Genomic DNA, 24,387 nt, shown 5'->3' with positions numbered 1-24,387 from the left:
AAGTGCACATCGTCGCAAAACCGACACGGCGTTTGCACACACGGGGAAAGATCGTGGATGCTCGCCCGTGGCGTCACGGAAATCGCGAGCTCGAATGCGCGAGCCGCTGCTTCTTCACGTGGCGCCGGGCACGATGCGAGGCAGGGCAGGGGGAGTCCGCACAGGGGTCACAACGGAGGTAAGCCTGATGAGCTGTCGTCAGAGGTGGATGTCGGGGAGCTGCGTAGCCGCATGGGATCGACGCATGCTGGTTGTGGCGTGTGCCGCCGCATGGATGTTCGTTGCACCGGGTCAGGCGGCCCTGGCCCAGGAAACATCGACCCAAGCCCAATCCAAGCCAGCCAACAGCAGGCAATCGGCAACCGGGCCAACCAGGCCGGCGTCGAAGACGGTGAAGAAGCCGCCGGCCAGCGCAGCCAGCAATCTTGACGCGGTGATCGTCACCGGCATCGCCGGCAGCATCGAGAATTCGCTCAAGACCAAGAAGAATTCCAACGAAATCGTCGAGGCGATTTCCGCCGAGGACATCGGCAAGCTGCCCGATGCCAGCATCGCCGAGAGCCTGTCGCGCCTCCCTGGCCTGGCGACCCAGCGCCTGGACGGCCGCGCCAACATGATCTCCATACGCGGTTTCTCGCCTGACTTCTCCGGTACCACCTTGAACGGCCGCGAGCAGGCCACGGTGGGCGAGAACCGTGGCGTGGACTTCGACCAGTATCCGTCCGAGCTGATCAGCGGCGCCGTCGTCTACAAGACCCCCGATGCCACGCTGGTCGGCCAGGGCTTGTCGGGCACGGTGGACCTGCACACGATCAGGCCGCTGGATCTGCCGGGCCGCGTGATCACCGCCAACGTGCGCGGCGAGTACACCACCAACGGCGATCTCAACCCCGGCACCGACGTGGGTACGCTGGGCCACCGCGCCAGCATCTCCTACGTCGACCAGTTCCTCGACCACACGCTGGGCCTTGCGGTGGGTTTCGCCCAGCTCGCCTCGCCGATCCAGGACAAGCAGTACAACTACTACTGGTGGAGCGTGAACAACGGCTCCGCCGGCATGGACCAGAACTGGGGCGCGCCACATACGCAAGGCCTGCCCGACAACGTGATCGCCCAGCAAGGCATGGCGCTGGGCGCGCAGTCGCAGTTGCAGAAGCGCAACGGCCTGATGGCGGTACTGGAATGGGCGCCGGACGAGCACACCCACTCCACGCTGGACATGTACTACTCGACGTTCGACAACAAGAAGTACACCAACGACGCGCAGTGGTCGAACAGCCCGTACGACAACTACGACATCAACAACCCGCAGAATCCGGCCTTCATCCCCAGCTACGGAAACGTGGGTCTCACCAACGCGCTGCCCTATCCCGTCGTCACCTCGGGCACGTTGTACGGGATCAAGCCGATCCTGCAGAACGACCGCAACCGCGAACACGACAAGCTGTTCTCGACGGGCTGGAACACCCAGTTCTTCTTCGACAACGGCTGGAGGGCAACCACCGACCTGTCCTACTCCAGCGCCAGGGTGAACCTGCGCGATGCCTACCTGTTCATGGGCTTGGTGCCGGGCAACACGGCCAACGCCAGCTTCAGCCATACCGCCGGCTTCGGCTATCCGACTTTCTCGCCCAATGTGAACCTCGCCGACCCGGGCACCGTGGTGTTCACCGATCCGGACGGCTACGGCTACAACGGCCGCCAGGAGCTCGACGCGCAAACCGATACCATCCGCGCGGTCCGCTTCGAGGTCAGCCATCCGCTGGGCTGGATCTTCAGCGACTTCGTGCTGGGCGCGGATTATTCCGAACGCGTCAAGCGCAAGACAGCCAATGTGGATTTCGCGTGGCTCAACGGCAACGGCTCGTCCAGCACCTCGGTGCCGCCCTACAACAACAACTTCTACGCGCCGATCACCGGCTTCGTGGGCCAGCCCAGCCGGCTAGGCTTCGGTGGCATCCCGCGCATCCTGTACTACGACGTGCTGGGCGCGATGTACAACCAGTTCTACCTCACCCCGGAGAACGGCGCGGGCGACTGGAGCCGCAATTATTCGATCACCGAGCGGGTGCCGGTCGGCTACGTGAAGTTCAACATCGACACCAGCCTGGGCAGCGTGCCGGTGACCGGCAACCTCGGCGTACAGGTGGTGCATACGAACCAGAGCTCGCAGGCGCTGCAGACCAACGGCAACGACCTGGTGGGCACGCTCAACGGCGGCACCAGCTACACCAACTGGCTGCCCAGCCTGAACCTGGTGTTCCACCTCACCGACCGCCAGGACATCCGCTTCGGCTTCGCCAAGACACTGGCGCGCGGGCGCATCGACGACGAGAAGGTGTCCAGTTCCGCCGGCGTGGCGCTGGTGACGCAAGGCCCGGCCACCGGCCAGGTGCTCTGGTCCGGCAGCGGCGGCAACCCCAAGCTGAAGCCCTACGTGGCGGTGGGCACCGACCTGTCCTACGAGTTCTACTTTGGCAAGTCCAGTTACTTCGCGGCCGCGGTGTTCAACAAGAACCTGCTCAACTACATCTACACGCAGACCGAGTTGAACCACGACTTCACCGGCTATATCAACAACACCCCCACGCTGACGCCCACCAGCAACATCGGTTCGTACACCACACCGATGAACGGCAGCGGCGGCAAGATGCAGGGCCTGGAGTTGTCCAGCTCGCTGGAAGGCGGACTGCTGACGCCCGCGCTGGACGGTTTCGGCGTGCAGGCCAACTTCTCGCTGACCAACACCACCGTGCCGCAGAAGGTCATCGGCGCCATCCCGGGTGGCGCCGGATCCCCGCCGACCACCCTGCCCGGCCTGTCGCGCAAGGTGGCCAACCTCACGTTGTTCTACGAAAAGTACGGCTGGTCGGCACGCATCGCGGAGCGCTACCGCTCCTCGTACACCGGCGAGATCGTGCCGCAGTTCAACCAGATCACCTATACCCGGATGATGGCCAACAAGCAGACCGACCTGCAGCTGAGTTACGCCTTCGACGCCGGCAAATGGAAGGGGCTGACCTTGCTGTTCCAGGTCAGCAATCTCACCAACGCGTCGGACTCGAAGGTGCAGGTGGCTGGCCTCCCCGACGGGGAGCAGATCACGCTGCCGCAGTACTACGACACCTGGGGCCGCACCGTGATGTTCGGTGCGAGCTACAAGCTGTAGGTGCCGGGCGCCGGGCGGCCACCCGCCGCGGCCCGGCGCCATTCCTGCAGGGCGGGTGCATCAACGCGACGAGGTTTCCCGTGACCCGTATCCGAGACTCCTGGCGGCTGCCGGCCACGCCGGCGGCAGCCGTTCGCACGGCCAAGGGGCAGGCCGCGACGGAGACGATCCGTCGCCACGGCACGCCTCGCGCGAGGACGTGGGTTCGATGACCGTGAACCGGTGGCCGGCGCCGCGCGACGGTGAGCGCCGCGCATGAAACAGCAGCAGGGCGCATCCGGCCGGATCGCAGTGGCGCTGGTCACCCTGCTCAGCGTTTGCGCGCTGGCCGCGCTGCGTGTGCCTCTGCGTCTGCCGGCCGCGCCGGTGCTGCAGCTGCCGCTGGCGATGCCCACCGGGCCGGCGGTCGAGCTGTGGCTGAGCACGCAGGACCGCCGGCTGCGCCTGGCCCGGCAGCCGGATATCCCGATCCGCGTGTCGCCGGCGACCGGGGTGGCCGACATCGTCATCGACACGAGCCGCACCTTCCAGAGCATCGTGGGCTTCGGCGCGGCGATGACCGATTCCTCGGCGTGGCTGATCCGCAACCGGCTCGACGTCTGGCAGCGCATGGCGTTCCTGCGCGAGATGTTCGGGCCGCCGCCGGGCCTCAATCTGAACCTGCTGCGGCTGACCATCGGCGCCTCGGATTTCTCGCTCAAGCCCTACACGCTGGACGACCTGCCGGGCGGCCAGGTCGATCCCGGGCTGGCGCACTTCAACCTCGCGGCCGATCTCGAGTACCTGATACCGACGCTGCGCGAGGCGCTCGCGGTCAATCCCGGATTGCGCCTGATCGCCACGCCGTGGAGCGCACCGGCGTGGATGAAAAGCAACGGCAGCCTGGTCGGCGGCACGCTGCTCGCGCAGTACGAGCCTGTCTACGCGCAGTACCTGGTCAAGTACGTCGACGCCATGCGCGGCCAGGGCATTCCGGTCTGGGCGTTGACAGTGCAGAACGAGCCGGCCTTCCTGCCGTTGACCTATCCGGGCATGGCGCTCCCGGCCGACGCGCGCGCGCGGATCATCGGGCAGTACCTCGGCCCGGCGCTGGCGAACCGCAGCGCGCGGCCGCTGATTCTCGACTGGGACCACAATTGGGACGACCCGGCGCAGCCCCTGGACGTGCTGGGCGATGCCGCCGCCCGGCGCTATGTCGACGGCATCGCCTGGCATTGCTACGTGGGCGACCCTGCCGCGCAAAGTCGCGTGCATCGCGCCTGGCCGCGCAAGGACGTGTACGTCACCGAGTGCTCTGGCGGCGACTGGGAATCCGCCGCGCACGGCGAGCTGCTGTGGTTCGCGCGCGACCTGCTGCTGGGCAGCCTCCGCAATTGGGCGCGCGGCGTGGTCTACTGGAACCTCGCGCTCGACGAAAACCATGGACCGCACCACGGCGGCTGCGACAATTGCAAGGGCATGGTCACGATCGATTCGCGGACCGGCGCGGTGAGCCGCAACGACGAGTACTACGCGTTCGCCCACTACAGCTGCTTCGTTCTGCCGGGCGCGGTGCGGGTGTGGTCCACCGATACCGGCCCGGACCTCCACAATGTGGCGTTCCGCAACGCCGAGGACGGCTCGCTGGTGCTGGTGGTGACCAATGGAGCGAACGAGGCGCGCTCGGTCGGCGTCGAGCAGGACCAGTTGCATTTCCAGTACACGATGCCCCCCGAGAGCGTGGCCACCTTTACCTGGAATCCGGACTACGCCACGGAAAGCTGGGAACAGCGTGCGCGCCGGGCGCTCGAACACGCGCTGCGCGCCGTCACCCCCGCCGCGGCCGGCGGCGGCGGACCGTGAGGCTCGCCTGCGGCACGGTGGCGACGGCGGCGGCAATGCTTGCCCGAAGGAGGAACGCGTGATGATCCCAGGCAGCAATCGGTGGCGGCGCCTGCTGGCCGCAGCGGCCTTTCTGGTCGGCGTCGTCACGCTGTCTCCCTGCGCGCAGGCAGCAGGGGCCGCGTCACGGCCCAAGGTGATCGTGATCAGCCTGGATGCTTTCGGCGCCGCGAGCCTGCTGGAGCCCGAGCTGCCCGCGCCCACGCTACACGCCTTGATGCGGCGGGGAGTTCACGCGGTGTCGATGCGGCCGGTCAACCCCACCATCACCTGGCCCAACCACACCAGCATGGTCACCGGCGTCGATGCCAGCCGCCACCACGTGCTGGTCAACGGCCTGATCACGGGCCAGCGCGAGGCCACGCCGCCGCGGATCGACATGAACGCGCCGAAGTCGCAGCTGGTCGCCGTGCCCACCGTCTACGACGCCGCGCATGCGGCGGGACTGGTTACCGCCGAGGTGGACTGGGTCGCGATCATGCACGCGCCGAGCATCGACTGGCGTTTTCCCGAGCATCCCGATCCGGACGGTGCGATCGAGCGGGAACTGGTGCGCGAACAGGTGGTGACCCGCGACGAGCTGGTGCATTTCGGCGATCCCTCGCAGGCCTGGCGCGACCGCATCTATACCCAGGCCGCGGTCGACATCATCCGCAGGCACCACCCCGACCTACTGCTGCTGCACCTGCTCGCGCTGGACAGCATCGAGCACGCGACTGGCTACGGCAACGACGCAGGACGCAACACCATCGCCTTCCTCGACGACCGCGTGAAGGAAGTGGTCGACGCGGTGCGCGCCGAAGGTGAACTCGACCGCACCACCTTCATCGTCGTCTCCGACCACGGTCAGCAGAGCGTGCATCACCTGCTGAACCCCAACATACCTTTGCGCGAGGCCGGGTTGCAGCGGGGTGGCGCCGGGCGGCCCGCGTTCGCAGTTCCCGAGGGCGGCTTCGCCCTGGTCTTCCAGCGGGGTGCCAGCGCCGCGTCGCGACAGGCGCTGAAGCAGCTGTTCGCGGGCAGGGCGGGCATTCGCGCGGCGCTGACCCCGGACGAGGCCGCGAAGCGCGGCTGGCCGACGCCGGCGCAGACCGGCCAGGCGCCCGACCTGCTGCTCTACGCGGCTGACGACTACGAGTTCACCGACAAGGACACGCCGCACTACCTGACGCCTACCGTGGAGATAGGCGCCCACGGCTACCCCAACGACAACCCGCTGATGCAGGCGATCTTCATTGCCGTGGGCGCAGGCGTCCGGCCCGCTGGCCAGATCCCGGCGTTCCCGGACGTAGACGTTGCGCCGACCATCGCGCAGCTGCTGCATGTCCGCCTGGGCGGCGACCTGCAGGGCAAGCCGCTGACAAAGATCCTCGTGCCGGGCGAGTGAGGCCGTTGGAGCCCGCCCGTGCGCGAGGAAGGGGCATGGACGGCCATGCTTCGAGGAGCGAGGGAGAGCAGTTGGGGAGAGGGCAGGAAGCCGGGGATCAGCCGGCGCCCCGTCTCACATCACCCGGTCGCCCACCAGCACCACATCGGCCGGGCGCTGCGCGAACAGGCCCACCGTGACCACGCCGGCGAGCTGGTTGAGCTGCTGCTCCAGCGCCACCGGATCGGCGATCTGCCAGCCGTGCACGTCGATGATCCAGTTGCCGTTGTCGGTGGTCACGCCGTCGCGCCACACCGGCTGGCCGCCCATTTTCACGATTTCGCGCGACACCAGGCTGCGCGCCATCGGGATCACCTCGATCGGCAGCGGGAACTTGCCCAGCACGTCCACCCGCTTGCTGGAGTCGATGATGCAGACGAACTGCCGCGCCGCCGCCGCCACGATCTTCTCGCGGGTGAGCGCCGCGCCGCCGCCCTTGATCAGGCGCTTGAACGGGTCGCATTCGTCGGCGCCGTCGATGTAGAGGTCGAGCGGTCCGGTGGCGTTGAGGTCGAACACCTCGATGCCGTGCTTCTTCAGCTGCGCGGTGGACTGCTCGGAGCTGGATACCGCGCCCTTGATGCGCTCCTTCATCCCGGCCAGCGCATCGATGAAGTACGCCACCGTGCTGCCGGTGCCCACGCCCACGATGGCGCCGTCCTCGACGTAGCGCAGCGCGGCTTCGCCGGCGAGTTTCTTTTCGTTGGGCTGGATCATGGGGGCACCGGAGGCTGGAAAGGGCGCCATGATCCCCGATTTGCGTGTGCGCCGCATCCGGCGATTCGGCGGCCGGAGCCGTGTGCTACGGTGACCGCCTGTCCGGAATCCGGGGATCGCGCACCGTGTGGCTGCAAACGACGCGACAACGCTGGCGCGCCAGGCTGCAGCGTGCGCAGTCGCTGCTGTGCACGCCGTACTGGTTCCCGCACGTTCCGTTGGCGCTGCTGCTGGGCCTGGGCGCGCTGGCGCTGTTGCGGCTGGACCTGGGCGCGGACTGGCAGCACTATCTCGCGCGCCTTGCTGGCGGCCAGTTCGACCTGCGGCCCGGGGTGTTGCCACCGCTGCTGATCGGGCTGGGCCTGCTCACGATGGCGATCGGCCTGCTGCTGCGCTCGCGGCTGGCCTGGACGATGGCGCTGCTGCTCGCCGCCACCGCGCTGGTGAGCCTGCTTGCGGGTGCGCACCACGCCCACGTGCTGTTCGCCTACTTCGTCCTGTTGCTGGCGGCGCTGCTGGCGGCGTGGCGCCACTTCGGCCGTTCCAGCGTGGCCGCCAGCACGCTGTTCGCGCTGACTTCGGTGGCGATGCTGCTGATCTACGCCACCTTCGGCAGCTACTACCTGGGCGCCGACTTCCGGCCGGCGATCACCGACCTCGCCACCGCGCTGTACTACGCGATGGTAACCATGAGCACGGTGGGCTACGGCGACATCGTGCCGGTGACGCCGCAGGCGAAACTGTTCGCGGTGTCGGTGATCGTGCTCGGCGTGGCGGTATTCGCTACCTCGCTGACCGCGGTGATCGCGCCGATGGTCAGCCGCAGTCTGCAACGCATCGTCAACCGCAAGGGTTCGGGCATGAAACGAGAAAACCACTTCGTGGTGATCGGCAACTCCTCGCTGGCGATCAATACCTGGCGCGAGCTGGCGCGGCGCAGCCGCCCAGTCACCCGCCTGCTGCGCGAGGCACCGGCGGAGGGCGAGCTGGCCGGCGTCGACGTGGTCGTCGGCGACCCCAGCAACCTCGATGTGCTGCGCCAGGCCGGCGCGCACAAGGCCGAAGCCGTGCTGGCGATGCTCGCCGACGACTCCGAGAACGCCTTCGTGGTGCTCGCGGTGAAGGAACTCGCAGGCAGCGCGCGCACCGTCGCCGCGGTGAACGACGCCAGCCACCTCGGCCGCGTCAAGCTGGTGCAGCCCGACGTAGTGATCGCGCCGCAGGTACTCGGCGGCGAGCTGATGGCGATGCTGCTGTCGGGGGAGGAAGTCACCGGTGACTTCGTGCTGCAGCGGGTGTTCCAGCAGGCGCCTGCGGCGCCGGGCAAGGGGTGATCTCCGCTTCATGTGCTGTGGCATCGCCTGCCTGCGAAGGTGTTCTCTGTTCGCAAGTTTCAAGGTGGTTTCGTCCACCTGCCGGTGGCCGAGCTACTTCTCTTTTGCTTGTCCAAAAGAGAAGTAGCCAAGAGAAAACGACACCCCGGCTGGCGCTTTTCGTCCATCCCTGGACGGAAAGGCGAGTCCCTCCCTGGCCTCGCCCGCTGCGCGGCCTGATCGTCCCCACCTCACCGCCGCCCAGGGGGGGGCGGAAGAGCAGCGCGCTCCCGGCGCGTAGAAACAACAGCAAAGGCCAGAGCAAAGCCAACGCAGCGCGAAGCGCCGCGAGGCTTTGATCCTCAGTTTCCAGATACGGCGCGGGGTGGCCGACACGTGTACCGCGTAGGCGGGAGTGGCTCCCAAATCCTCAACACGACTGGCTTGTATGGTCGGCGGATTGAATCAGGCCATTTCTTTGGGCCACCTTGCTTTGGGCCAGCAAAGGAAGGTGGCTCGAGCGCCGGCAGGCGATCGAAACCGCTTTGTCGCTCGCGACAGTCGTCCGGAACCACATCGTCGCGTAAGCAACGTCAGGGGCGCAAAGCGCGCGCCATCACTCCAGTCCGAGGATATGCTCCCAGTGCGCCTCCTCCACCGGCTGCACCGACAGCCGGCTGCCCTTGCGCACCAGCACCATGCCGTCGAGCGCCGGGTCCGCCTGCAGTTCTTTCAGCGTGATGGTGCGCTTGAGCTTCTTCACGAACTTCACGTCGACCAGCATCCAGCGCGGGTTGTCGCGTGTGCTGCCAGGGTCGAAGTACTTGCTCTTGGGATCGAACTGGCTGGGGTCGGGATAGGCGTCGGTGGCCACCGCGGCGATGCCGACGATGCCCGGCTCGGCGCAGTTGGAGTGGTAGAAGAACACCTTGTCGCCCACGCGCATGCCGTCGCGCATGTAGTTGCGCGCCTGGTAGTTGCGCACGCCGTCCCAGGCCTCCTGCTTCTTGCGCTTGAGGTCGTCGATGGAGAACGCGTCGGGCTCGGATTTCATCAACCAGTAGTGGCGTTCGCGAGGGCTCATGCGTGGGCGGCTCCGTCTTGTCCGGTGGGGCTGCAGGCGATCAGTTCATGGTCGGTGGCGACGTAGTCCAGCGGCACGTCCCAGGCTTCGGCCTCGAGGTCTTCGACCTCCTGGAACGCATAGGCCACCCCCACCAGCAACGGCTCGGTGGGGCGGCCCTGGTCTTTCAGGAAGGCGAAGCTGCGGTCGTAGTACCCGCCGCCGTGGCCAAGGCGGTGGCCGCGGCGGTCGAAGGCCAGCAGCGGCACCAGCACCAGGTCGAGCTGGAAGGGCGCGAACCATTCGCGCGGCGCCACCGGCTCGGGGATGCCGTAGCGGTTCGGCGCGATCGGGTCCCCGTCGCGCCACGGCGCGAAGTGCAACTGCCTGCCCTTGGCAAGGATCGGCAACAGGAAGCGCTGGCCGCGTGCGGCAAGGGGCGGAATCACCAGGTTCAGCGGCAGCTCGCCGCCGCTGGCCCAGTAGCCGGCCACGCGCAGGTCGGTGAGGTATTCGGGCAGCTGTTCCAGCGAGCGGCGCAGGCCTTGCGCGGCGGCCATGCGTGCGGGCGGTGGCAGCGCGCGGCGGCGTCCGGCCATCTGCTGGCGCAATTCGTGGCGATGGGCGGCGTCCACGGGTTTGCTGTCTCCATCGAAAAACGCCCCGTCCATCGAATGAGGAACGGGGCGTGGGATAGGTGGCGTCAACCGCGATGCCGCTGCCCACCGAACGACCTTGATCCACGATGGATCAGGTGGGAGGGCGACATGGCCTCAAGGCTTTCCGCACGCGGCGGACATGCACAACGACCGATGAAGAGCCGACCCGGGGCCGTATTTAGGAACAAGGCAAATGTAAGAGTGTGCCGGCGCACACCGCAGAAAACGCCGGGATCGATTTTAGGCGCCTTGACGGTAGAAACCAAGCAGGCGAGGCAAAGTCGATTTGAGGCAGCTTGCGCGTCGGTCTGAAGGCCCATGGTGGTTCTATGGGCCGAAAAGTGGCGTGCGGGATGACCAAAACCGCGAAGTCACAGCCGCCTGGGCTTCTGTCGCCAAGGAACCTCAGGCTTTCGACAGCAAATCCGCCACCGGTTCGCCCTGGCGTGCCACGGTGCTCTCCATCGCAATCTCCAGCCGCTGCCGCAGGGCGGCAAGGCGCTGCGCGGTCTGCTGGTCGTGGCCGCCCTGCTGCTTGCGCAGCGCCAGCAGCTCGTGGGTCATGCTCACTGCGGCGAGCACGGCCAGGCGCTCGAAGCTGGGGGCGCGGGCATTGGCGCGCAGCTCGCGCATCTTGCGGTCGAGCAGGGCGGCGGCCTCGACGAGGCCCTCGCGCTCTTCCGGCGCACAGGCGATCAGGAATTCGCGGTCGATCAGCCGCAGGGCGACCGGGTTGTTGCTGTTGACGTCACTCATCGGTTCAGCCATTGCCTTCAAGCGACTTCAGTCGCTGGATCATCGCCTCGACCCGGCTGCGCGCCTGCTCGTTGCGCGCCAGCAGGTTGGCGCGTTCGCCCGACAGCTGCTCCTGGCTGTGCCGCAGGCTGCGATTCTCCTCGCTGAGCCGGCGCACGGTGTCGAGCAGGCGGTCGACCTGGCGACCCAGCGCCTCCAGCTCCAGCTGGACGGGGTCAGGCGGAAGGGTGTCGGCAGGGTTCATGCGCCGAACTATAGCAGTACGGCACGCGGGAACAGCGGGCGATCTGGCGCCCCGCGGCGCCCTCGGAAACGGCGTCGCGGCGGCCCTGGCGTAGAATGGGCGGCCATCCCCGAGGAGCACCGCATGCCGGCCACCGAACCGCTCAGCCACGACGACCTGGACGCGCTGATCGTGCGCCTGCGCCTGGCCGTGGACGCCAGTGAATTGCACGGTTCGCTGTGCGGCTACCTGGCCGGCGGCGCGACCCTGCAGGGCGGCAACCTGCTGGCCGCGCTGCAGCTGGACGGCGAAGAGGTCGCGCCGTCGCCGGCCGATCAGGCGAGACTGGATGCCTTGCTGCGGCAGTGCCGCGACGCACTGGCCGACCCCGAACTGGGCTTCGAGCCGCTGCTGCCGGAAGACGACCGCCCGCTGGCCGAGCGCGCCGAGGCAGTGGCGGAATGGTGCCGCGGCTTCCTCGGTGGCTTTGGCCTGGCCGGCACCCAGGCGCATGCGCAACTGTCGGACGATGCGCAGGAAGTGTTGCGCGACTTCGGCACCATCGCCGCTGCATCGTTCGACTTCGGCGAGGCGGCCGAGGACGAGGATGCGCTGATCGAGGTGCAGGAGTTCCTGCGCGTGGGCGCGCTGCTGCTGTATACCGAGTCCGCCGGCCGCGGCCACTCCGGCAGCGACCGCCTGCATTGAACGCCCCGCTCGAACGCGCCGCGGTGGCGGCGATCCCGGGCGAGGAATTCGCCCGCCGCCGCCGCCAGCTGATGCAGATGGCTGGCGACGACGCGGTGCTGCTGATCGCCGCCGCGCCCGAGCGCATGCGCAACGCCGACGCCACTTGGCCGTACCGGCAGGATTCGGATTTCCACTACCTCGCCGGCTTCCCCGAACCCGATGCCGTGCTGGCGCTGCTGCCCGGCCGCATGCACGGCGAGGTGGTGCTGTTCTGCCGCGAGCGCGACGCCGAGCAGGCGCGCTGGCACGGCCGTTCGGTCGGCACCGAGCGTGCGGTGGCCGACTACGGCATGGACGACGCGTTCCCGATCGACGACATCGACGACATCCTGCCCGGCATGATCGAGGGCCGGGCGCGCGTGTACTGCCACTTCGGCCGCGAGCCCGCATTCGACGCGCAGCTCCTCGGCTGGATGCGCCGCCTGCGCCAGCTGCGCGGCGGCGGCGTGGTGCCCAAGGAATTCGTGGCGCTGGGCCACCTGCTGCATGACCTGCGCCTGTACAAGTCGCGCGCCGAACTGAAATTGATGCGCGCCGCCGCCGGCATCGCCGCCGAGGCGCACCTTGCCGCGTGGCGTGGCGCGCTGGCGGGCCGGTACGAATACGAGGTGGAAGCCGAGTTGCTGCATGCGCTGCGCAGCCGCGGCGCGGTGCCCGCGTTCACGCCCATCGTCGCCGCCGGCGCGAACGCCTGCACGATGCACTACCAGCACAACCGGGCCCGGCTCGATGCCGGCGACCTGCTGCTGATCGATGCCGGCGCCGAACTGGACTGCTATGCCTCCGACATCAGCCGCAGCATCCCGATCAGCGGCCGCTACAGCCGCGAGCAGCGTGCGCTGTACGAGGTGGTGCTGGCCGCCCAGCTCGCCGCGATCGACGAGGTGCGGCCGGGCCGGCCGTTCGACGCCGCGCACCATGCCGCGGTACGGGTAATCGCCGAGGGCTTGTGCGCGCTGGGACTCGTCCGCGGCGACGCCGACACGGCGATCGCCGAAGGCGGCTACAAGCGCTTCTTTCCCGCCAAGACCGGCCACTGGCTGGGCCTGGACGTACACGACGTGGGCGACTACCGCATCGACGGCGCTTCGCGCGTGCTCGAACCGGGCATGGTGGTGACGGTGGAGCCGGGCATCTACGTGCCGCCCGACGAAGCCGGCGTGGACGAGCGCTGGCGCGGCATCGGCATCCGCATCGAGGACGACGTGGCGGTGACCCGCGAGGGCCACGAAGTGCTCAGCGCCGCGGTGCCGAAGGAGGCCGAGGCGATCGAGGCGATGCTGGCCGGGCGCTGAGGCGCGTCAAGGCCTCGCCGTGACCCGGCCCGGGCGAACGATGGCGGACGAGGCGCCGTGTACCGGCGCTCATCGCCCCTCGCCTGGCGGCAACTGCTCCTTGCGCCGGTGTGCCTCGTCGGTGGCATGCACCTCGTACCACATGGCGTTGAGCACGGCGAAAGCGCAGGCCAGGCCAAGGCCGAGGATCCACGAGAAATACCACATGGTCGGTGCTCCTTCAGTAGTCGCCGTGCGACTTGCGCACGTCCGCCAGGGTGACGCGACCGCGCATCACGCGGTACACCCAGCCGGTATAGAGGATGACGATAGGCAGGAACACCACGGTGGCACCCAGCATCAGCGCCAGTGTGCCCTGGCTGGACGAGGCGTCCCACACGGTAAGGCTCGAGCGTGGATCGAGCTTCGATGGCAGCAGGAACGGGAACAGCGCGAAGCCGGCCGAGGCGATGGTGCCGCCCACCATCGCGCTGCTGGCGATGAAGCCGGCAGCGCCGCGCCGGGCCACCAGCGCCTGCACGGCCACTGCGGCGACCAGCGCCACCAGCGGCGCAATCCAGAACCCTGGGTATTGCAGGTAGCCGGCAAACCAGCTGCCGCCCACCGCCACCTGCTTGTACAGCGGGTTCGAGACGCCGTCGGTGGTCACCGGCCAGGCCACCGCGTAGCCGGGGATGCCCCAGGCCAGCCAGATGCCGGCCAGCACATACAGCGAGGCGTAGGCTAGGGTGGCCCAGCGCGCGATGCGCACTGCACGCGCTGCGATCGCGTGGTCGGCCTTCAGCGCCGCCCAGCAGGCGCCGTGCGCCAGCAGCATGCACAGCGACACCAGTCCGCACAGCAGTGCATAGGGGTGCAGCAGATCCAGGAAGCCGCCCTGCCAGCTCATGCGCAGGTCGCCGTCGAGGCGGAACGGCAGCCCCAGAAACAGATTGCCGAAGGCCACGCCGGCCACCAGCATCACCAGCACCCCGGATGCCACCAGCACCCAGTCCCACAGGCTGGCCCAGCGCGGGTCGTGCACCTTGCCGCGGAAATTGAAGCCCACCGGGCGCAGGATGAAGGCCAGCAGCACCAGGAACATCGCCAGGTACATGCCGGAGAAAGAGACGGCGTACAGCGTGGGCCACGCTGCGAAGGTGGCGCCGCCGGCAAGGATGAACCACACCTGGTTGCCTTCCCAGGTCGGTTCGATGCCCTCCAGCAGCACCTGGCGCTCCTCGTTGTCGCGGCCCAGCAGCTTGAGCAGGCCGGCCACGCCGAAATCGAAGCCGTCCATGATCGCGAACGCGACCAGCAGCGTGCCCAGCAGCGCCCACCAGATCACCCGCAGCATGGTGTAGTCGAGCATGGCGTCCATCTCCTCAATGCGTAGTCACGGCCTGGGCGGATGGCCAGATGCCCAGCCCGTCCGGCCCCTTGCGCACGAATTTCAGCATCAACAGCGCATCCACCACTGCCAAAGCTGTATAGAACAGCACGAAGCCGCCCAGCGAGGTCCATACCTGGCCCGCGCTCACCGAGGACACGCCCAGCGCGGTGGGGAGTACGCCTTCGATCGCCCATGGCTGGCGGCCGTACTCGGCCACGATCCAGCCCAGCTCGACGGCGACCCAGGGCAGCGGCAGGCTCCACAGTGCCAGCTTGAGATACCAGCGCCTCGCATCCAGCCGGCGCTTGCTGGCCTGCCAGAACGAGAACGCGAACAGCGCGATGAAGTAGAAGCCGCACGCCACCATGATGCGGAAGGCCCAGAACAGCACCGGTACGTTAGGGATGGTGCTGTCGGCAGCCTGCTGGATCTGCTCCGGGGTCGCCCCGCGCGGGTCGTCGACGAATTTCTTCAGCAGCAGCGCGTAGCCAAGGTTCTTGTCGTTCGCGGCCAGCACCGCCTTCGCCTGGGCGTCGCCCGGGTTCTTGCGCAGCGCCAGCATTGCGTCATAGGCCTTCAGCCCCAGCCCGATGCGTACTTTCGCGTCCTCGACCAGCTCGGTGATGCCCGGGATGGTTTGGTCGACCGAATGCGTGCCGATCAGGCCCAGCACCCACGGCACCTTGATCGCGGCGCGGGTGGTATGGGTCTGCAGGTCGGGAATGCCCAACACGGTGAACGAGGCCGGCGCCGGCTCGGTGTGCCACATCGCCTCGATCGCTGCCATCTTCATCTTCTGGTTCAGCGAAACCGAGTAGCCGGAGGCGTCCCCAAGCACCACCACGCTGAGCGAGGCGGCGAGGCCGAAGCTGGCCGCCACCGTCATCGAGCGCTTGGCGAAATCCACGTTGCGCCCGCGCAGCAGGAACCACGCGCTGATCGACAGCACGAACATCGAACCCATCACGTAGCCCGCGCTCACCGTGTGCACGAACTTGTCCTGCGCCACCGGGTTGAAGAACACCTCGGCGAACGAGGTGACTTCCATGCGCATCGTCTGCGGGTCGAACGCGGCGCCCGCCGGATGCTGCATCCACGCGTTGGCCACCAGGATCCATAGCGCCGACAGGCTGGTGCCCAGCGCGAGGAACCATGTCACCAGCAGGTGCTTCACCCGCGAGATGCGCTCCCAGCCCACGAAGAACACGCCGACCAGGGTGGCTTCCAGGAAGAACGCCATCAGCCCCTCGATCGCCAGCGGCGTGCCGAACACGTCGCCCACGTAGTGCGAGTAGTACGCCCAGTTCATGCCGAACTGGAACTCCATCGTGACGCCGGTGGCCACGCCCATCGCGAAGTTGATGCCGAACAGCACGCCCCAGTACTGCACCATGCGCTTCCACACTTCGCGCCCGGTCATCACGTACACGCTTTCCATGATCGCCAGGATCCACACCAGGCCCAGCGTCAGCGGCACGAACAGGAAGTGGTAGAGCGCGGTCAGCGCGAATTGCAGGCGCGACAGCGTGACGACTTCGGGGTCGATCATCATGGGCGGGCTCCTTGCGCAGGCGTGGCGGCGGGGGCGAGCAGGCGCTCGATCGCGGCGGGGCTACTGTCCGGTTTCGGGTGAGGGGCGAATGCGATCCACCACAGCAGCGCGAGCAGCGCGATCTTCGCCATGACCAGCACAAACAGCTCGACGCTCAACCGTCGCAGCGGCCGCGCGGATGCGGCTTCATGCGGCGATTTGTTGGGCAACATGGGCATGCGCGATCCCCGTGGTGCCCGTTCCATGCCTCCGCGGCGGCGCGGTGGTCCCGGACAGGCACTCGCATCACATGGCGCAAAGCATACCCCGCTCACGTGAAGCCGGGGTGCGCAGGAGTGTCGCAGCGGCGCCTTGCCGCAGGCGGACTCCCGGGAAGGGGCTGCCTATGGCTACGCGGCGGCGAACGCGTCGCGCGTGAGGTTCTCCGGTTCGCCTCCGGTGCAGACCACGTCGTCCTCGATGCGGATGCCGCCGTACTTCCGGAATGCATCCACCTTGCCCCAGTCGATGTCGGCGGCGACCGGCTTGTCGCGCAGCTCGGCCAGCAGCATGTCGATGAAGTACAGGCCGGGCTCGATCGTCACCACCATGCCCGGTTCCAGCACGCGGGTCATGCGCAGGTAGGGGTGGCCGGCGGGGCGCGGGATGCTGCCGCCGCGTTCACTCTGCTGGAAGCCGGCCACGTCGTGTACCTGCAGGCCAATGGGGTGGCCGAGGCCGTGCGGGAAGAACGCGGAGGTGACCCCGGATTCCACAGCGCTCTCCGCGCTCATCCGGATGAAACCGTGCTCGCGCAGCACGCCGGCCAGCACGTGGTGGGCGTGCAGGTGCAACTCAGGATAGCTCTGGCCCGCGCGCACCATCGCCGCATAGCCTTGCTGGGCGAGGTCCATGCTGGCTATCAGCGCCTGGAACCCGGCGTGGCCGTCCGCCGCATAGGTGCGGGTGATGTCGCTGGCGTAGCCAGCGCAACTGGCGCCGGCGTCGATCAGGAAAGAGCGGCTTTCGCGCGGGGGTACGCGGTCGAAGGCGGTGTAGTGCAGCACCGCGCCGTGTTCGTTGAGGCCGACGATGCTGGCGTAGGGCAGTTCGGCGTCGGTCTGTCGCGCGGCGGCGAGGTAGGTCAGGTGGATGCCGAACTCGCTGCGGCCGGCGCGGAACGAGGCTTCGGCGGCGCGGTGTGCGCGCGCGCCGATGCGGCTGGCCTCGCGCATCAGCGCCAGTTCGTAGGGTGTCTTGTACGAGCGGTGCCAGTGCAGGTGGTCGACCACGGCTTGCGGGTTGTTGACCGTCACGCCGTCGATCGCGGGACAGGCCGGCGCAAGCACCGCGCTGCGCCCCTTCGGCAGCTGCGCCACGGCGTCCGTCGCGCTGCGCACGGTGACGATGTCGAAGTGCTCCACCCAGTAGCCGTGGGGCGCCTCCGGCACCACATGCCAGTAGTCGCGGGGCTGCACGAACACCAGCTTCGGCTTGTTGCCCGGCGTGTAGGCGATCCAGCTGCCCGGCGCGTCGGTGAGCGGCAGCCAATGCTTGAAATGCGGGTTGGCGACGAAAGGGTAGTCCTGGTCGTCGAGGAACTTGCCCAGCGGCGTGCTTGCGGCGATCAGCAGGTGGTCGAAGCCGTCCAGCGCCAGTGCCTCGTCGGCGCGCGCGCGCAGGGTGGCGAGGTGTGCGGGATAAAGCGAGGCAAGCGGCGCGTTCATGCGGATTCCGGGCGGGGACGTCGGCTCATCAGTGTAGCGCGCGGCGGCGGGCGGCCCCGGCGAATCCGCGCGGCTTGTCCGGCACATGGGTGCAAGTCACCCATGGCATGCGCCGTCCGGGCCAGCCCCGGGCTGTCGGGATCCACTCCGGGTTGATTTGTGCGCGCGCACCTCCGGAAAGCCGCCATTTGCGCGGCGGCGTCGCGCCGGCCATCCATGGCTGGGCCGGCAGGCTGAAAAAACCACGGTCTTTCAGCCTTGCCGCAGCCAGCGCTCGAGCAGTTCGCCGTGGTCGGTGCTGATCGCGATGATGCGGTAGCCGGCCCAGTACTGGCCGGGACTGGCGGCCGGCTCGTGCCATTGTTCCTGCAGGCCGAGCTCAATGCTGCCGCTGGCGTCCGGCAGTGGCATGCGCACCTGGTAGATGCCTTCGCTGCGCGGCGCATGGCCACCGATCAGCATCAGGCCGGTGGCGGAGAGGTTGCACAGGTGGCCAAGCGGCTGCTCGGCGATCGTGTCGATCGCCACGATGCCGGCGTCGACCGGCTTGCGCGGCGCGCGGCGTTGCTCGCGGGTGCTCATGGGCGGCCTCCGGGCAGGGGCGCGTCGGCGGTGCGCAGGGTGCCGGTAAGCGCTTGCCAGGCGCGGTCGAGCAGGCCATCGCGCTGCGGTGGCAGCTCGCGCACCTGGCCGGCGGCCATCGCGCGGGCCAGCTCGCGCAGGTTCAACTCCTCGCCTCGCAGTCCGCGTCGGGTGACGAACAGGCTGTTGCCGGTGACCGGCGAGAACCAGGCCAGCTTGCGCCGGGTGGTTTCACCCGTGGCCGGGTCGGTGAATTCGAACCAGCTGCCGTACGGTAACTGGCGCAGGCGGTTGTGGATGCGCGCCTCCTGCGGGCCCAGCGGCGGCTCGCTTTCGCCGGTCGCCGTCGCCGCCCTGGCGTGCTGCGACTCGCCCAGGCGCTGGCGCTGCTTCAGGCGCAGCGCAAGGTCGGTGGCGCTAGGCAGGTCGTGGACGGGCGGCTGCGTGGCGGGTGCGGCCGACGGGATGCTCGCGGCGGCGACCGGCGCCGGCCGGGCGGCCCGGTCGTCCGGGAGGTGGGCGGGGGCTGGGTCCGTTGCGGGAGGTGCGGGCGGGGTGGCCGCCGGGGAAGGAGCGGGCTCGGCCTTCGCAACCGCTCCCGCACGTGGCGCCGGCAGCGGCGACGCGGCGGCGGCGGTGGGCGGGGCCGCTTCCTCACCGACCAGGCGCAACGCCACCTGGCCGGCTTCTTCGGCATGCATGCCGATCTGCTGCAGGCCGGCCTGCACTTCGCGGCGCAGCAGGTCGGCGTCGTCCACCGGCAAGCGGCCAAGCAGCTGGTCGGTGACGCGCAGGCGCTGGGCAACCGCAGGACTGTTCTCGCCGTGTTGCAGCAGGGTGAGCGCCAGCACGTCGGCCCAGGCGCGGTCGAGCAGGGCGCGCAGCAGCCCGCGCGGCGGGTTGGCGGCGAAGCGTTCGGCCAGCATTTCGCTGGCGCGATGGCGCGCCAGGTCCAGCTTTTCGCGGCCCTGCATCGCCTCGACGTGGCGACGCTCGGAGGCCTGGGCGCGCCGGCTCAGCTGGGCGAGATGGTGCTCGATGTCGGCCAGCAGGCTGGTGTAGAGGCCGGCGCTGGGCGGCTCGCGCCGGGCGCGCTCGACCAGCTGGTTGAGCCGCCCGGTGAGCTGCTGGTCGGCTTCGCCATCGGGACCGTCCAGCCAGTCGTCGGCAGCCTCGGCCACGGCACCGAGCAGGCGCCTCGCGGGGTGTTCGTGCTGCTCGAAGAAGTCGCGGTCGGTGACGGCGAGGCGCAGCATCGGCAGCTGCAGGTCGTCGAGCAGGGAACGGGCGCGCGGGCCATGGTGCAACTGCCGGCCGATCTGCTCGAACAGCATCGCCACCAGTTCCACCGTGTCGTCCTGCTCGGCGCTGAGCCGGGTCGGCACGGCGCCGGGCGGTTTGTCGGCGTTGAGCTGCAGCAACAGCTCGTCGCGCAGGCGCTGTGCGCTGCGCAGCTCCCGGCTGGCCTGGTCGGTGACCTGGGCCAGGTGCTGCTGCAAGGCGCCGAGCGCAGTCTGCAGCTCGTCGGGTGTGGCTGCGCGCCCCGTGGCCGCGGTGCCGCTCACGCCGACACGGCGCTGGGCGAGCAGGTCGCGCAGGTTTTCCAGCACCGTGATCGGCGCCTGCGGCGCGCCAGACGCAGCTTCGGATGGCGGCGCGGCGGCCGTGGTCTCGCCCGCCGGAGCGCTGCGCGCGACGGATATGGCGCGCGGCGGCGCGTACGGACGCAGTTGCGGCAACAGGCCGTCGTCCCGCAATTGCGTGTTGACCACCTCGTAGAGCGGTCCGGCCGCAACGATCACCGTTTGCTCGAAACTCTGCAGCAGCAACAGCCGGTGTTCCGGCGGCACGTCCAGGCCGGCGATTGCGGCGCGCATCGCCTCGGCGAGGCCGGCAGGCGCGATCGGCAGGGCCGCGCCTTCCAGCGGTGCGGCACCGACCAGCACCGCGAAGCGGTAGGCAAGCTCCGTGAGCACCGGGCCGTGATGCGCCTCGCCACGCGCGGCGAGTTTGTCCAGCGTGGCGTTCAGCTCGTGTTCCCCGCGTTCGAGCAGGCTCAGCGGCTGGTGCGCGAGCGCCTCGTCCGCGCCCTCGTCGACCTCGCCCAGCCGAGCGAAACCCTTGCGCAGATGCTCGGCGTAGGCCTGCATGAAGGCCGGGCGCTGCAGCTGGAGCTGTGCGCGGCTGTCGAAGCAGTGCTGCTGTTCGAGATGGCTGCGCGAGCGTTCGGCCTGCAGGTACAGCTCGTGGTCGAAGCGGTCCAGGCAGCCCTGCAGCGCCGGCTCCAGCCATTGCCCGCACAGCGGGCCGATCACGTTGAGCAGGCGCTGCGTGCGCGCGGGCCAACGGCCGCGTGCGCGGCCGCCCGTGGCGGTGGTCGAGTACCGGTGCAGATGCTCGGCATCCATGACGCGTTTCCGTAGATTCCCCTGCCCGGAAGTGTAGGCTGGTTGCCGGAGGGCCGCCACGGGCGGCGACGGCGCTCAGGCAAGAAAACCCGTGATCACGTCGTTGAGGAAACGCTGGCCCAGCGCCGTCGTGCGCAGCCGCTGCGGGTCGTCGGCCAGCCAGCCACGGCGACGCGCCTCGGCCAGCGGGGCGGCGATGCGTTCCGGCGGCAGGCCGGTGCGCTCGGCGAAGTCCGCCAGCGGCACGCCGTCGATCAGGCGCAGCGCGTTGAGCATGTACTCGAACGGCAGTTCGTCGGCGCCGACCACGTTGTCGCCACCGATGCGCGCGGCGCCGGCGGCGGCTTCCATGTAGGTACGCGGGTGGCGGGCCTTCCAGCGCCGGTGAACGCTGCCGGTGGTCGCGTCGCTGAGCTTGCCGTGGGCCCCGGCGCCGATGCCGAGGTAGTCGCCGAAACGCCAATAGTTCAGGTTGTGCGCGCAGCGCCGGCCCGGCTGCGCATAGGCGGATATCTCGTATTGGCCGTAGCCGGCTTCGGCCAGGCGCGCCTCGCATGCTTCCTGCATCGCCCAGGCGTGGTCGTCGTCGGGCAGGGGCGGTGGGTTGGCGGCGAACGCGGTGTTCGGTTCCAGCGTGAGCTGATAGTGCGACAGGTGCGCGGGGGCGAGCGCGATCGCGCGTTCCACGTCGGCCAGCGCGCCCTCCAGGGTTTGTCCCGGCAAGGCGTACATCAGGTCGAGGTTGAGGTTGGCGTAGCCGGCGTCCTGGGCGGATTTCACCGCGGCCTCGGCCTCGGCGGCGGAGTGGATGCGGCCCAGGCTCCGGAGCCTGTCATCGTCGAAGCTCTGGATGCCGAAAGAGAGCCGGTTCACCCCTGCGGCGAGATAGCCGTCAAAGCGCCCATGCTCCACCGTGCCGGGATTCGTCTCCAGGGTGACCTCGCAATCGGCCGCGAACGGCAGCCGCCCGCGGGCGCCGTCGAGGAAGCGCGCGACCAGCTCCGGCGCGAACAGGCTGGGCGTGCCGCCGCCGAAGAAGACGCTGGCGATCGGTCGGCTCTGGGCGGCCGCGCCGAAGTCGGCCAGATCGGCGTCCAGGTCGGCCAGCAGCAGTTCGACGTACTCCGCATAAGGCGGCGGCGCCCCGCGCAGGCCATGCGAGTTGAAGTCGCAGTACGGGCACTTCTTCACGCACCAGGGCATGTGGACGTATAGCGCCAGCGGCGGTGCGAGGAGTGCCATGTCAGGCCGCGAGTTCGCCCAGTCGCGCATGCAGCAGGGCCAGCGCCTGGCCGCGGTGGCTGATGCGGTTCTTCAATGCCTTGTCCAGTTCCGCCGCCGAAAGCTTGTGGCCGTCGGGCAGGAACAGCGGGTCGTAGCCGAAGCCGCCTTCGCCGCGGGGGGCGTCCAGCACGCGGCCATGCCAGCGGCCTTCGGCGATCAGCGGCGCCGGGTCGGCGGCATGGCGCAGCAGCACCAGCACGCAGATGAAGAAGGCGCGGCGCTCGGCGGCCGCATGGCCGTCCAGGGCGCGCAGCAGCTTCGCGTTGTTCGCGGCGCTGTCGCCATGGCCGCCGGCGTAGCGCGCCGAATACAGGCCGGGCGCGCCGCCCAGGGCTTCGACGCACAGGCCGGAGTCGTCGGCCAGCGCCGGCAGGCCGGTGAGGTGGGCGGCGTGGCGGGCCTTGAGCAGGGCGTTCTCGACGAAGCTGAGGCCGGTTTCCTCGGCGTCCTCCACGCCGAACCCGCCTTGCGCGACCACTTCGAAATCCGCGTCGGCGAACAACTGGCCGAACTCGGCGAGCTTGCCGCGGTTGCTGCTGGCCAGGACGATGCGGCCCATCGGCTCAGGCCTCGGCCAGTGCAGCGCGTTGCGCCGCCACCAGCTCGCCGATGCCCTTCTCGGCGAGGCCCAGCAGTGCATCCATCTCGTCGCGCCGGAAAGCGTGCCCCTCGGCGGTGCCCTGCACCTCGATGAAGCCCCCGCCATCGTTCATCACCACGTTCATGTCGGTGTCGCAGTCGGAGTCCTCGGCATAGTCGAGGTCGAGCACGGGCACGCCTTTGTAGATGCCCACCGACACCGCGGCGACGGCGCCCACGACGGGATTGCGCTTGAGGTTTTCGCGCTTCATCAGGCCGTTCACCGCGTCGACCAGGGCCACGTAGGCGCCGGTGATCGCGGCGGTGCGGGTGCCACCGTCGGCCTGGATCACGTCGCAGTCCAGCGTGATCACGCGCTCGCCCAGCGCCTGCCGGCTGACGCAGGCGCGCAGGCTGCGGCCGATCAGGCGCTGGATCTCCATGGTGCGGCCGCCCTGGCCGCCGCGCGCGGCTTCGCGCTGCATGCGGGTGTGGGTGGCGCGCGGCAGCATGCCGTACTCGGCGGTGACCCAGCCCTCGCCCTTGCCGCGCAGCCACGGCGGCACGCGGTCCTCGATGCTGGCGGTGCACAGCACGCGGGTGTCGCCGAAGCTCACCAGCACCGAGCCTTCGGCGTGGCGGGTGTAATGGCGCTCGATGGCGATGGCGCGCAACTGGTCGCTGGCGCGGCCGCTGGGGCGTCCGCCTGGACTGGAGGTCATGAACAAGCTCTTGGGCAAGGCTGGGCAGGAAAGTTTACCATTGCCGCCTTTCCCGCCGTCCGCAGGTCGCCGATGATCCGCAGCATGACCGCCTATGCCTCCGCCGAAACCGGCGGCTCCGCCGGTACGCTCAGCTGTGAGTTGCGCACGGTCAACCATCGTTACCTGGAGCTCTCCCCGCGCCTGCCGGACGAATTGCGCAGCCTGGAATCGCAACTGCGCGAGCGCATCGCGGCGCGACTGTCCCGCGGCAAGGTCGACGTCACCGTGCGCAACGGCGATTCGCGCAGCGAATCGCTGCAGATCAACAACGCGTTGCTGTCCCGTCTGTCCGAACTGAGCCTGGACATGCAGGCGCGGTTTCCTGGCATGCAGGTGCAGTTCACCGAGTTGCTGCGTTTCCCGGGCCTCCTGCAACAGGACGCGCCCGATCCCGAGGCGCGCCAGGCCGCGCTGTTCGAGGTGCTGGACCGCGCGCTGGACGCGCTCACCGCCACCCGCGAACGCGAGGGCGCCAAGCTGGGCGGGATCCTGTGCGAGCGGCTGGATACGATCGAACGCATCGTGGCCCAGGTGCGCGAATGGATGCCGGAGATCCGCGCCGCGTTGCGCGCCCGGCTGGAAGCCCGGCTGGCCGACCTGAAGCAGCCCGCCGATCCCGGCCGGCTGGAGCAGGAGCTGGTGCTGCAGATCACCCGCAGCGATGTGGACGAGGAGCTGGACCGCCTCGCCACCCACATCGCCGAAACGCGCCGCGTGCTGGGCCTGGAAGAGCCGGTTGGGCGTCGCCTCGACTTCCTGATGCAGGAATTCAACCGCGAGGCGAACACGCTGGGCTCCAAGTCGGTGGATGCGCGCAGCACCAATGCCGCGGTGGAGCTCAAGGTGTTGATCGAGCAGATGCGCGAGCAGGTGCAGAACATTGAATGA

The 24,387-nt window shown here is 68.9% G+C and carries 22 protein-coding genes and 1 other RNA gene; 7 read left to right on the top strand and 16 right to left on the bottom strand.

What is annotated here, in order from left to right; translation table 11 throughout:
- Positions 1–187: 187 nt before the first annotated feature.
- The 3 genes from AC2EWF_RS07300 (at position 188) to AC2EWF_RS07290 (ending at position 6,437) form a co-directional block, all read left to right on the top strand.
- Positions 188–3,169: a TonB-dependent receptor gene (locus tag AC2EWF_RS07300; protein WP_483638696.1), complete on the top strand. Its 2,982-nt coding sequence runs from the start codon at positions 188–190 to the stop codon at positions 3,167–3,169.
- A 255-nt stretch (positions 3,170–3,424) separates the two neighbouring features.
- Entirely contained in the window at positions 3,425–5,011 is a 1,587-nt protein-coding gene (locus AC2EWF_RS07295) for a glycoside hydrolase family 30 protein (protein WP_483638695.1), read from the top strand.
- A 61-nt stretch (positions 5,012–5,072) separates the two neighbouring features.
- Positions 5,073–6,437 (top strand): alkaline phosphatase family protein, encoded by a 1,365-nt coding sequence (locus AC2EWF_RS07290; RefSeq protein ID WP_483638694.1) that lies wholly within the window; start codon positions 5,073–5,075, stop codon positions 6,435–6,437.
- 114 nt (positions 6,438–6,551) lie between these two features.
- Here the strand turns inward: AC2EWF_RS07290 and rpiA are convergent, their stop codons facing one another.
- Complete coding sequence (rpiA, locus tag AC2EWF_RS07285; RefSeq protein WP_483638693.1) at positions 6,552–7,193, bottom strand: ribose-5-phosphate isomerase RpiA; 642 nt, start codon at positions 7,191–7,193, stop codon at positions 6,552–6,554.
- Between the two features lie 125 nt (positions 7,194–7,318).
- On the opposite strand from rpiA, the gene kch reads away from it, so the two are divergent.
- Positions 7,319–8,527 (top strand): voltage-gated potassium channel protein, encoded by a 1,209-nt coding sequence (gene kch, locus AC2EWF_RS07280; protein ID WP_483638692.1) that lies wholly within the window; start codon positions 7,319–7,321, stop codon positions 8,525–8,527.
- A 595-nt stretch (positions 8,528–9,122) separates the two neighbouring features.
- On the opposite strand, the gene AC2EWF_RS07275 is transcribed toward kch, so the two are convergent.
- The 5 genes from AC2EWF_RS07275 to AC2EWF_RS07255 all read right to left on the bottom strand — a co-directional run bounded on the left by AC2EWF_RS07275 (position 9,123) and on the right by AC2EWF_RS07255 (position 11,228).
- Positions 9,123–9,590, bottom strand: coding sequence for an EVE domain-containing protein (locus tag AC2EWF_RS07275; RefSeq protein WP_483638691.1), 468 nt, complete (start codon positions 9,588–9,590; stop codon positions 9,123–9,125).
- Positions 9,587–10,204, bottom strand: coding sequence for a 5-formyltetrahydrofolate cyclo-ligase (locus AC2EWF_RS07270; protein WP_483638690.1), 618 nt, complete (start codon positions 10,202–10,204; stop codon positions 9,587–9,589). Before AC2EWF_RS07270 ends, AC2EWF_RS07275 begins: the two co-directional genes overlap by 4 nt.
- Positions 10,205–10,269: 65 nt before the next feature.
- Positions 10,270–10,456: non-coding RNA, 6S RNA (gene ssrS / locus AC2EWF_RS07265), on the bottom strand.
- 177 nt (positions 10,457–10,633) lie between these two features.
- Entirely contained in the window at positions 10,634–10,984 is a 351-nt protein-coding gene (locus tag AC2EWF_RS07260) for a cell division protein ZapA (protein ID WP_483638689.1), read from the bottom strand.
- Positions 10,985–10,988: 4 nt separating this feature from the next.
- Positions 10,989–11,228: a TIGR02449 family protein gene (locus tag AC2EWF_RS07255; RefSeq protein ID WP_369493775.1), complete on the bottom strand. Its 240-nt coding sequence runs from the start codon at positions 11,226–11,228 to the stop codon at positions 10,989–10,991.
- Positions 11,229–11,351: 123 nt separating this feature from the next.
- Between AC2EWF_RS07255 and AC2EWF_RS07250 the strand changes: the two genes are divergently transcribed.
- Positions 11,352–11,915 (top strand): UPF0149 family protein, encoded by a 564-nt coding sequence (locus AC2EWF_RS07250; RefSeq protein ID WP_483638688.1) that lies wholly within the window; start codon positions 11,352–11,354, stop codon positions 11,913–11,915.
- A complete protein-coding gene (locus AC2EWF_RS07245) occupies positions 11,912–13,252 on the top strand; it encodes an aminopeptidase P N-terminal domain-containing protein (RefSeq protein WP_483638687.1) in 1,341 nt (446 codons plus the stop codon). Before AC2EWF_RS07250 ends, AC2EWF_RS07245 begins: the two co-directional genes overlap by 4 nt.
- 69 nt (positions 13,253–13,321) lie before the next feature.
- Here the strand turns inward: AC2EWF_RS07245 and cydX are convergent, their stop codons facing one another.
- The 10 genes from cydX to rph all read right to left on the bottom strand — a co-directional run bounded on the left by cydX (position 13,322) and on the right by rph (position 23,457).
- Positions 13,322–13,459, bottom strand: coding sequence for a cytochrome bd-I oxidase subunit CydX (cydX, locus tag AC2EWF_RS07240; protein WP_483638686.1), 138 nt, complete (start codon positions 13,457–13,459; stop codon positions 13,322–13,324).
- Positions 13,460–13,472: 13 nt separating this feature from the next.
- On the bottom strand, positions 13,473–14,603 hold the full coding sequence (gene cydB / locus AC2EWF_RS07235) for a cytochrome d ubiquinol oxidase subunit II (RefSeq protein WP_483638685.1): 1,131 nt from the start codon (positions 14,601–14,603) through the stop codon (positions 13,473–13,475).
- A 13-nt stretch (positions 14,604–14,616) separates the two neighbouring features.
- On the bottom strand, positions 14,617–16,173 hold the full coding sequence (locus AC2EWF_RS07230) for a cytochrome ubiquinol oxidase subunit I (RefSeq protein WP_483639125.1): 1,557 nt from the start codon (positions 16,171–16,173) through the stop codon (positions 14,617–14,619).
- Positions 16,173–16,394 (bottom strand): cytochrome oxidase putative small subunit CydP, encoded by a 222-nt coding sequence (gene cydP / locus AC2EWF_RS07225; RefSeq protein ID WP_483638684.1) that lies wholly within the window; start codon positions 16,392–16,394, stop codon positions 16,173–16,175. Before cydP ends, AC2EWF_RS07230 begins: the two co-directional genes overlap by 1 nt.
- A gap of 171 nt (positions 16,395–16,565) precedes the next feature.
- The gene (gene pepQ, locus AC2EWF_RS07220; RefSeq protein WP_483638683.1) at positions 16,566–17,882 is read right to left on the bottom strand and encodes a Xaa-Pro dipeptidase; all 1,317 of its coding nucleotides are present in this window, start codon (positions 17,880–17,882) and stop codon (positions 16,566–16,568) included.
- 252 nt (positions 17,883–18,134) lie between these two features.
- On the bottom strand, positions 18,135–18,464 hold the full coding sequence (locus AC2EWF_RS07215) for a PilZ domain-containing protein (protein WP_483638682.1): 330 nt from the start codon (positions 18,462–18,464) through the stop codon (positions 18,135–18,137).
- Positions 18,461–20,872 carry a DUF1631 family protein gene (locus AC2EWF_RS07210; RefSeq protein ID WP_483638681.1) on the bottom strand — a complete coding sequence of 804 codons (2,412 nt, stop codon included), beginning with the start codon at positions 20,870–20,872 and terminating at the stop codon, positions 18,461–18,463. Before AC2EWF_RS07210 ends, AC2EWF_RS07215 begins: the two co-directional genes overlap by 4 nt.
- A gap of 75 nt (positions 20,873–20,947) precedes the next feature.
- Positions 20,948–22,114 carry a radical SAM family heme chaperone HemW gene (gene hemW, locus AC2EWF_RS07205; RefSeq protein WP_483638680.1) on the bottom strand — a complete coding sequence of 389 codons (1,167 nt, stop codon included), beginning with the start codon at positions 22,112–22,114 and terminating at the stop codon, positions 20,948–20,950.
- 1 nt (position 22,115) lies between these two features.
- Positions 22,116–22,715 (bottom strand): RdgB/HAM1 family non-canonical purine NTP pyrophosphatase, encoded by a 600-nt coding sequence (gene rdgB / locus AC2EWF_RS07200; protein WP_483638679.1) that lies wholly within the window; start codon positions 22,713–22,715, stop codon positions 22,116–22,118.
- Between the two features lie 4 nt (positions 22,716–22,719).
- Complete coding sequence (gene rph / locus AC2EWF_RS07195) at positions 22,720–23,457, bottom strand: ribonuclease PH (RefSeq protein ID WP_483638678.1); 738 nt, start codon at positions 23,455–23,457, stop codon at positions 22,720–22,722.
- 72 nt (positions 23,458–23,529) lie between these two features.
- Between rph and AC2EWF_RS07190 the strand changes: the two genes are divergently transcribed.
- The gene (locus AC2EWF_RS07190; RefSeq protein WP_483638677.1) at positions 23,530–24,387 is read left to right on the top strand and encodes a YicC/YloC family endoribonuclease; all 858 of its coding nucleotides are present in this window, start codon (positions 23,530–23,532) and stop codon (positions 24,385–24,387) included.

It is taken from the genome of Rhodanobacter sp. sgz306013 (genome assembly GCF_057031145.1).
This window is presented reverse-complemented; position numbering and strand designations above follow the sequence as displayed.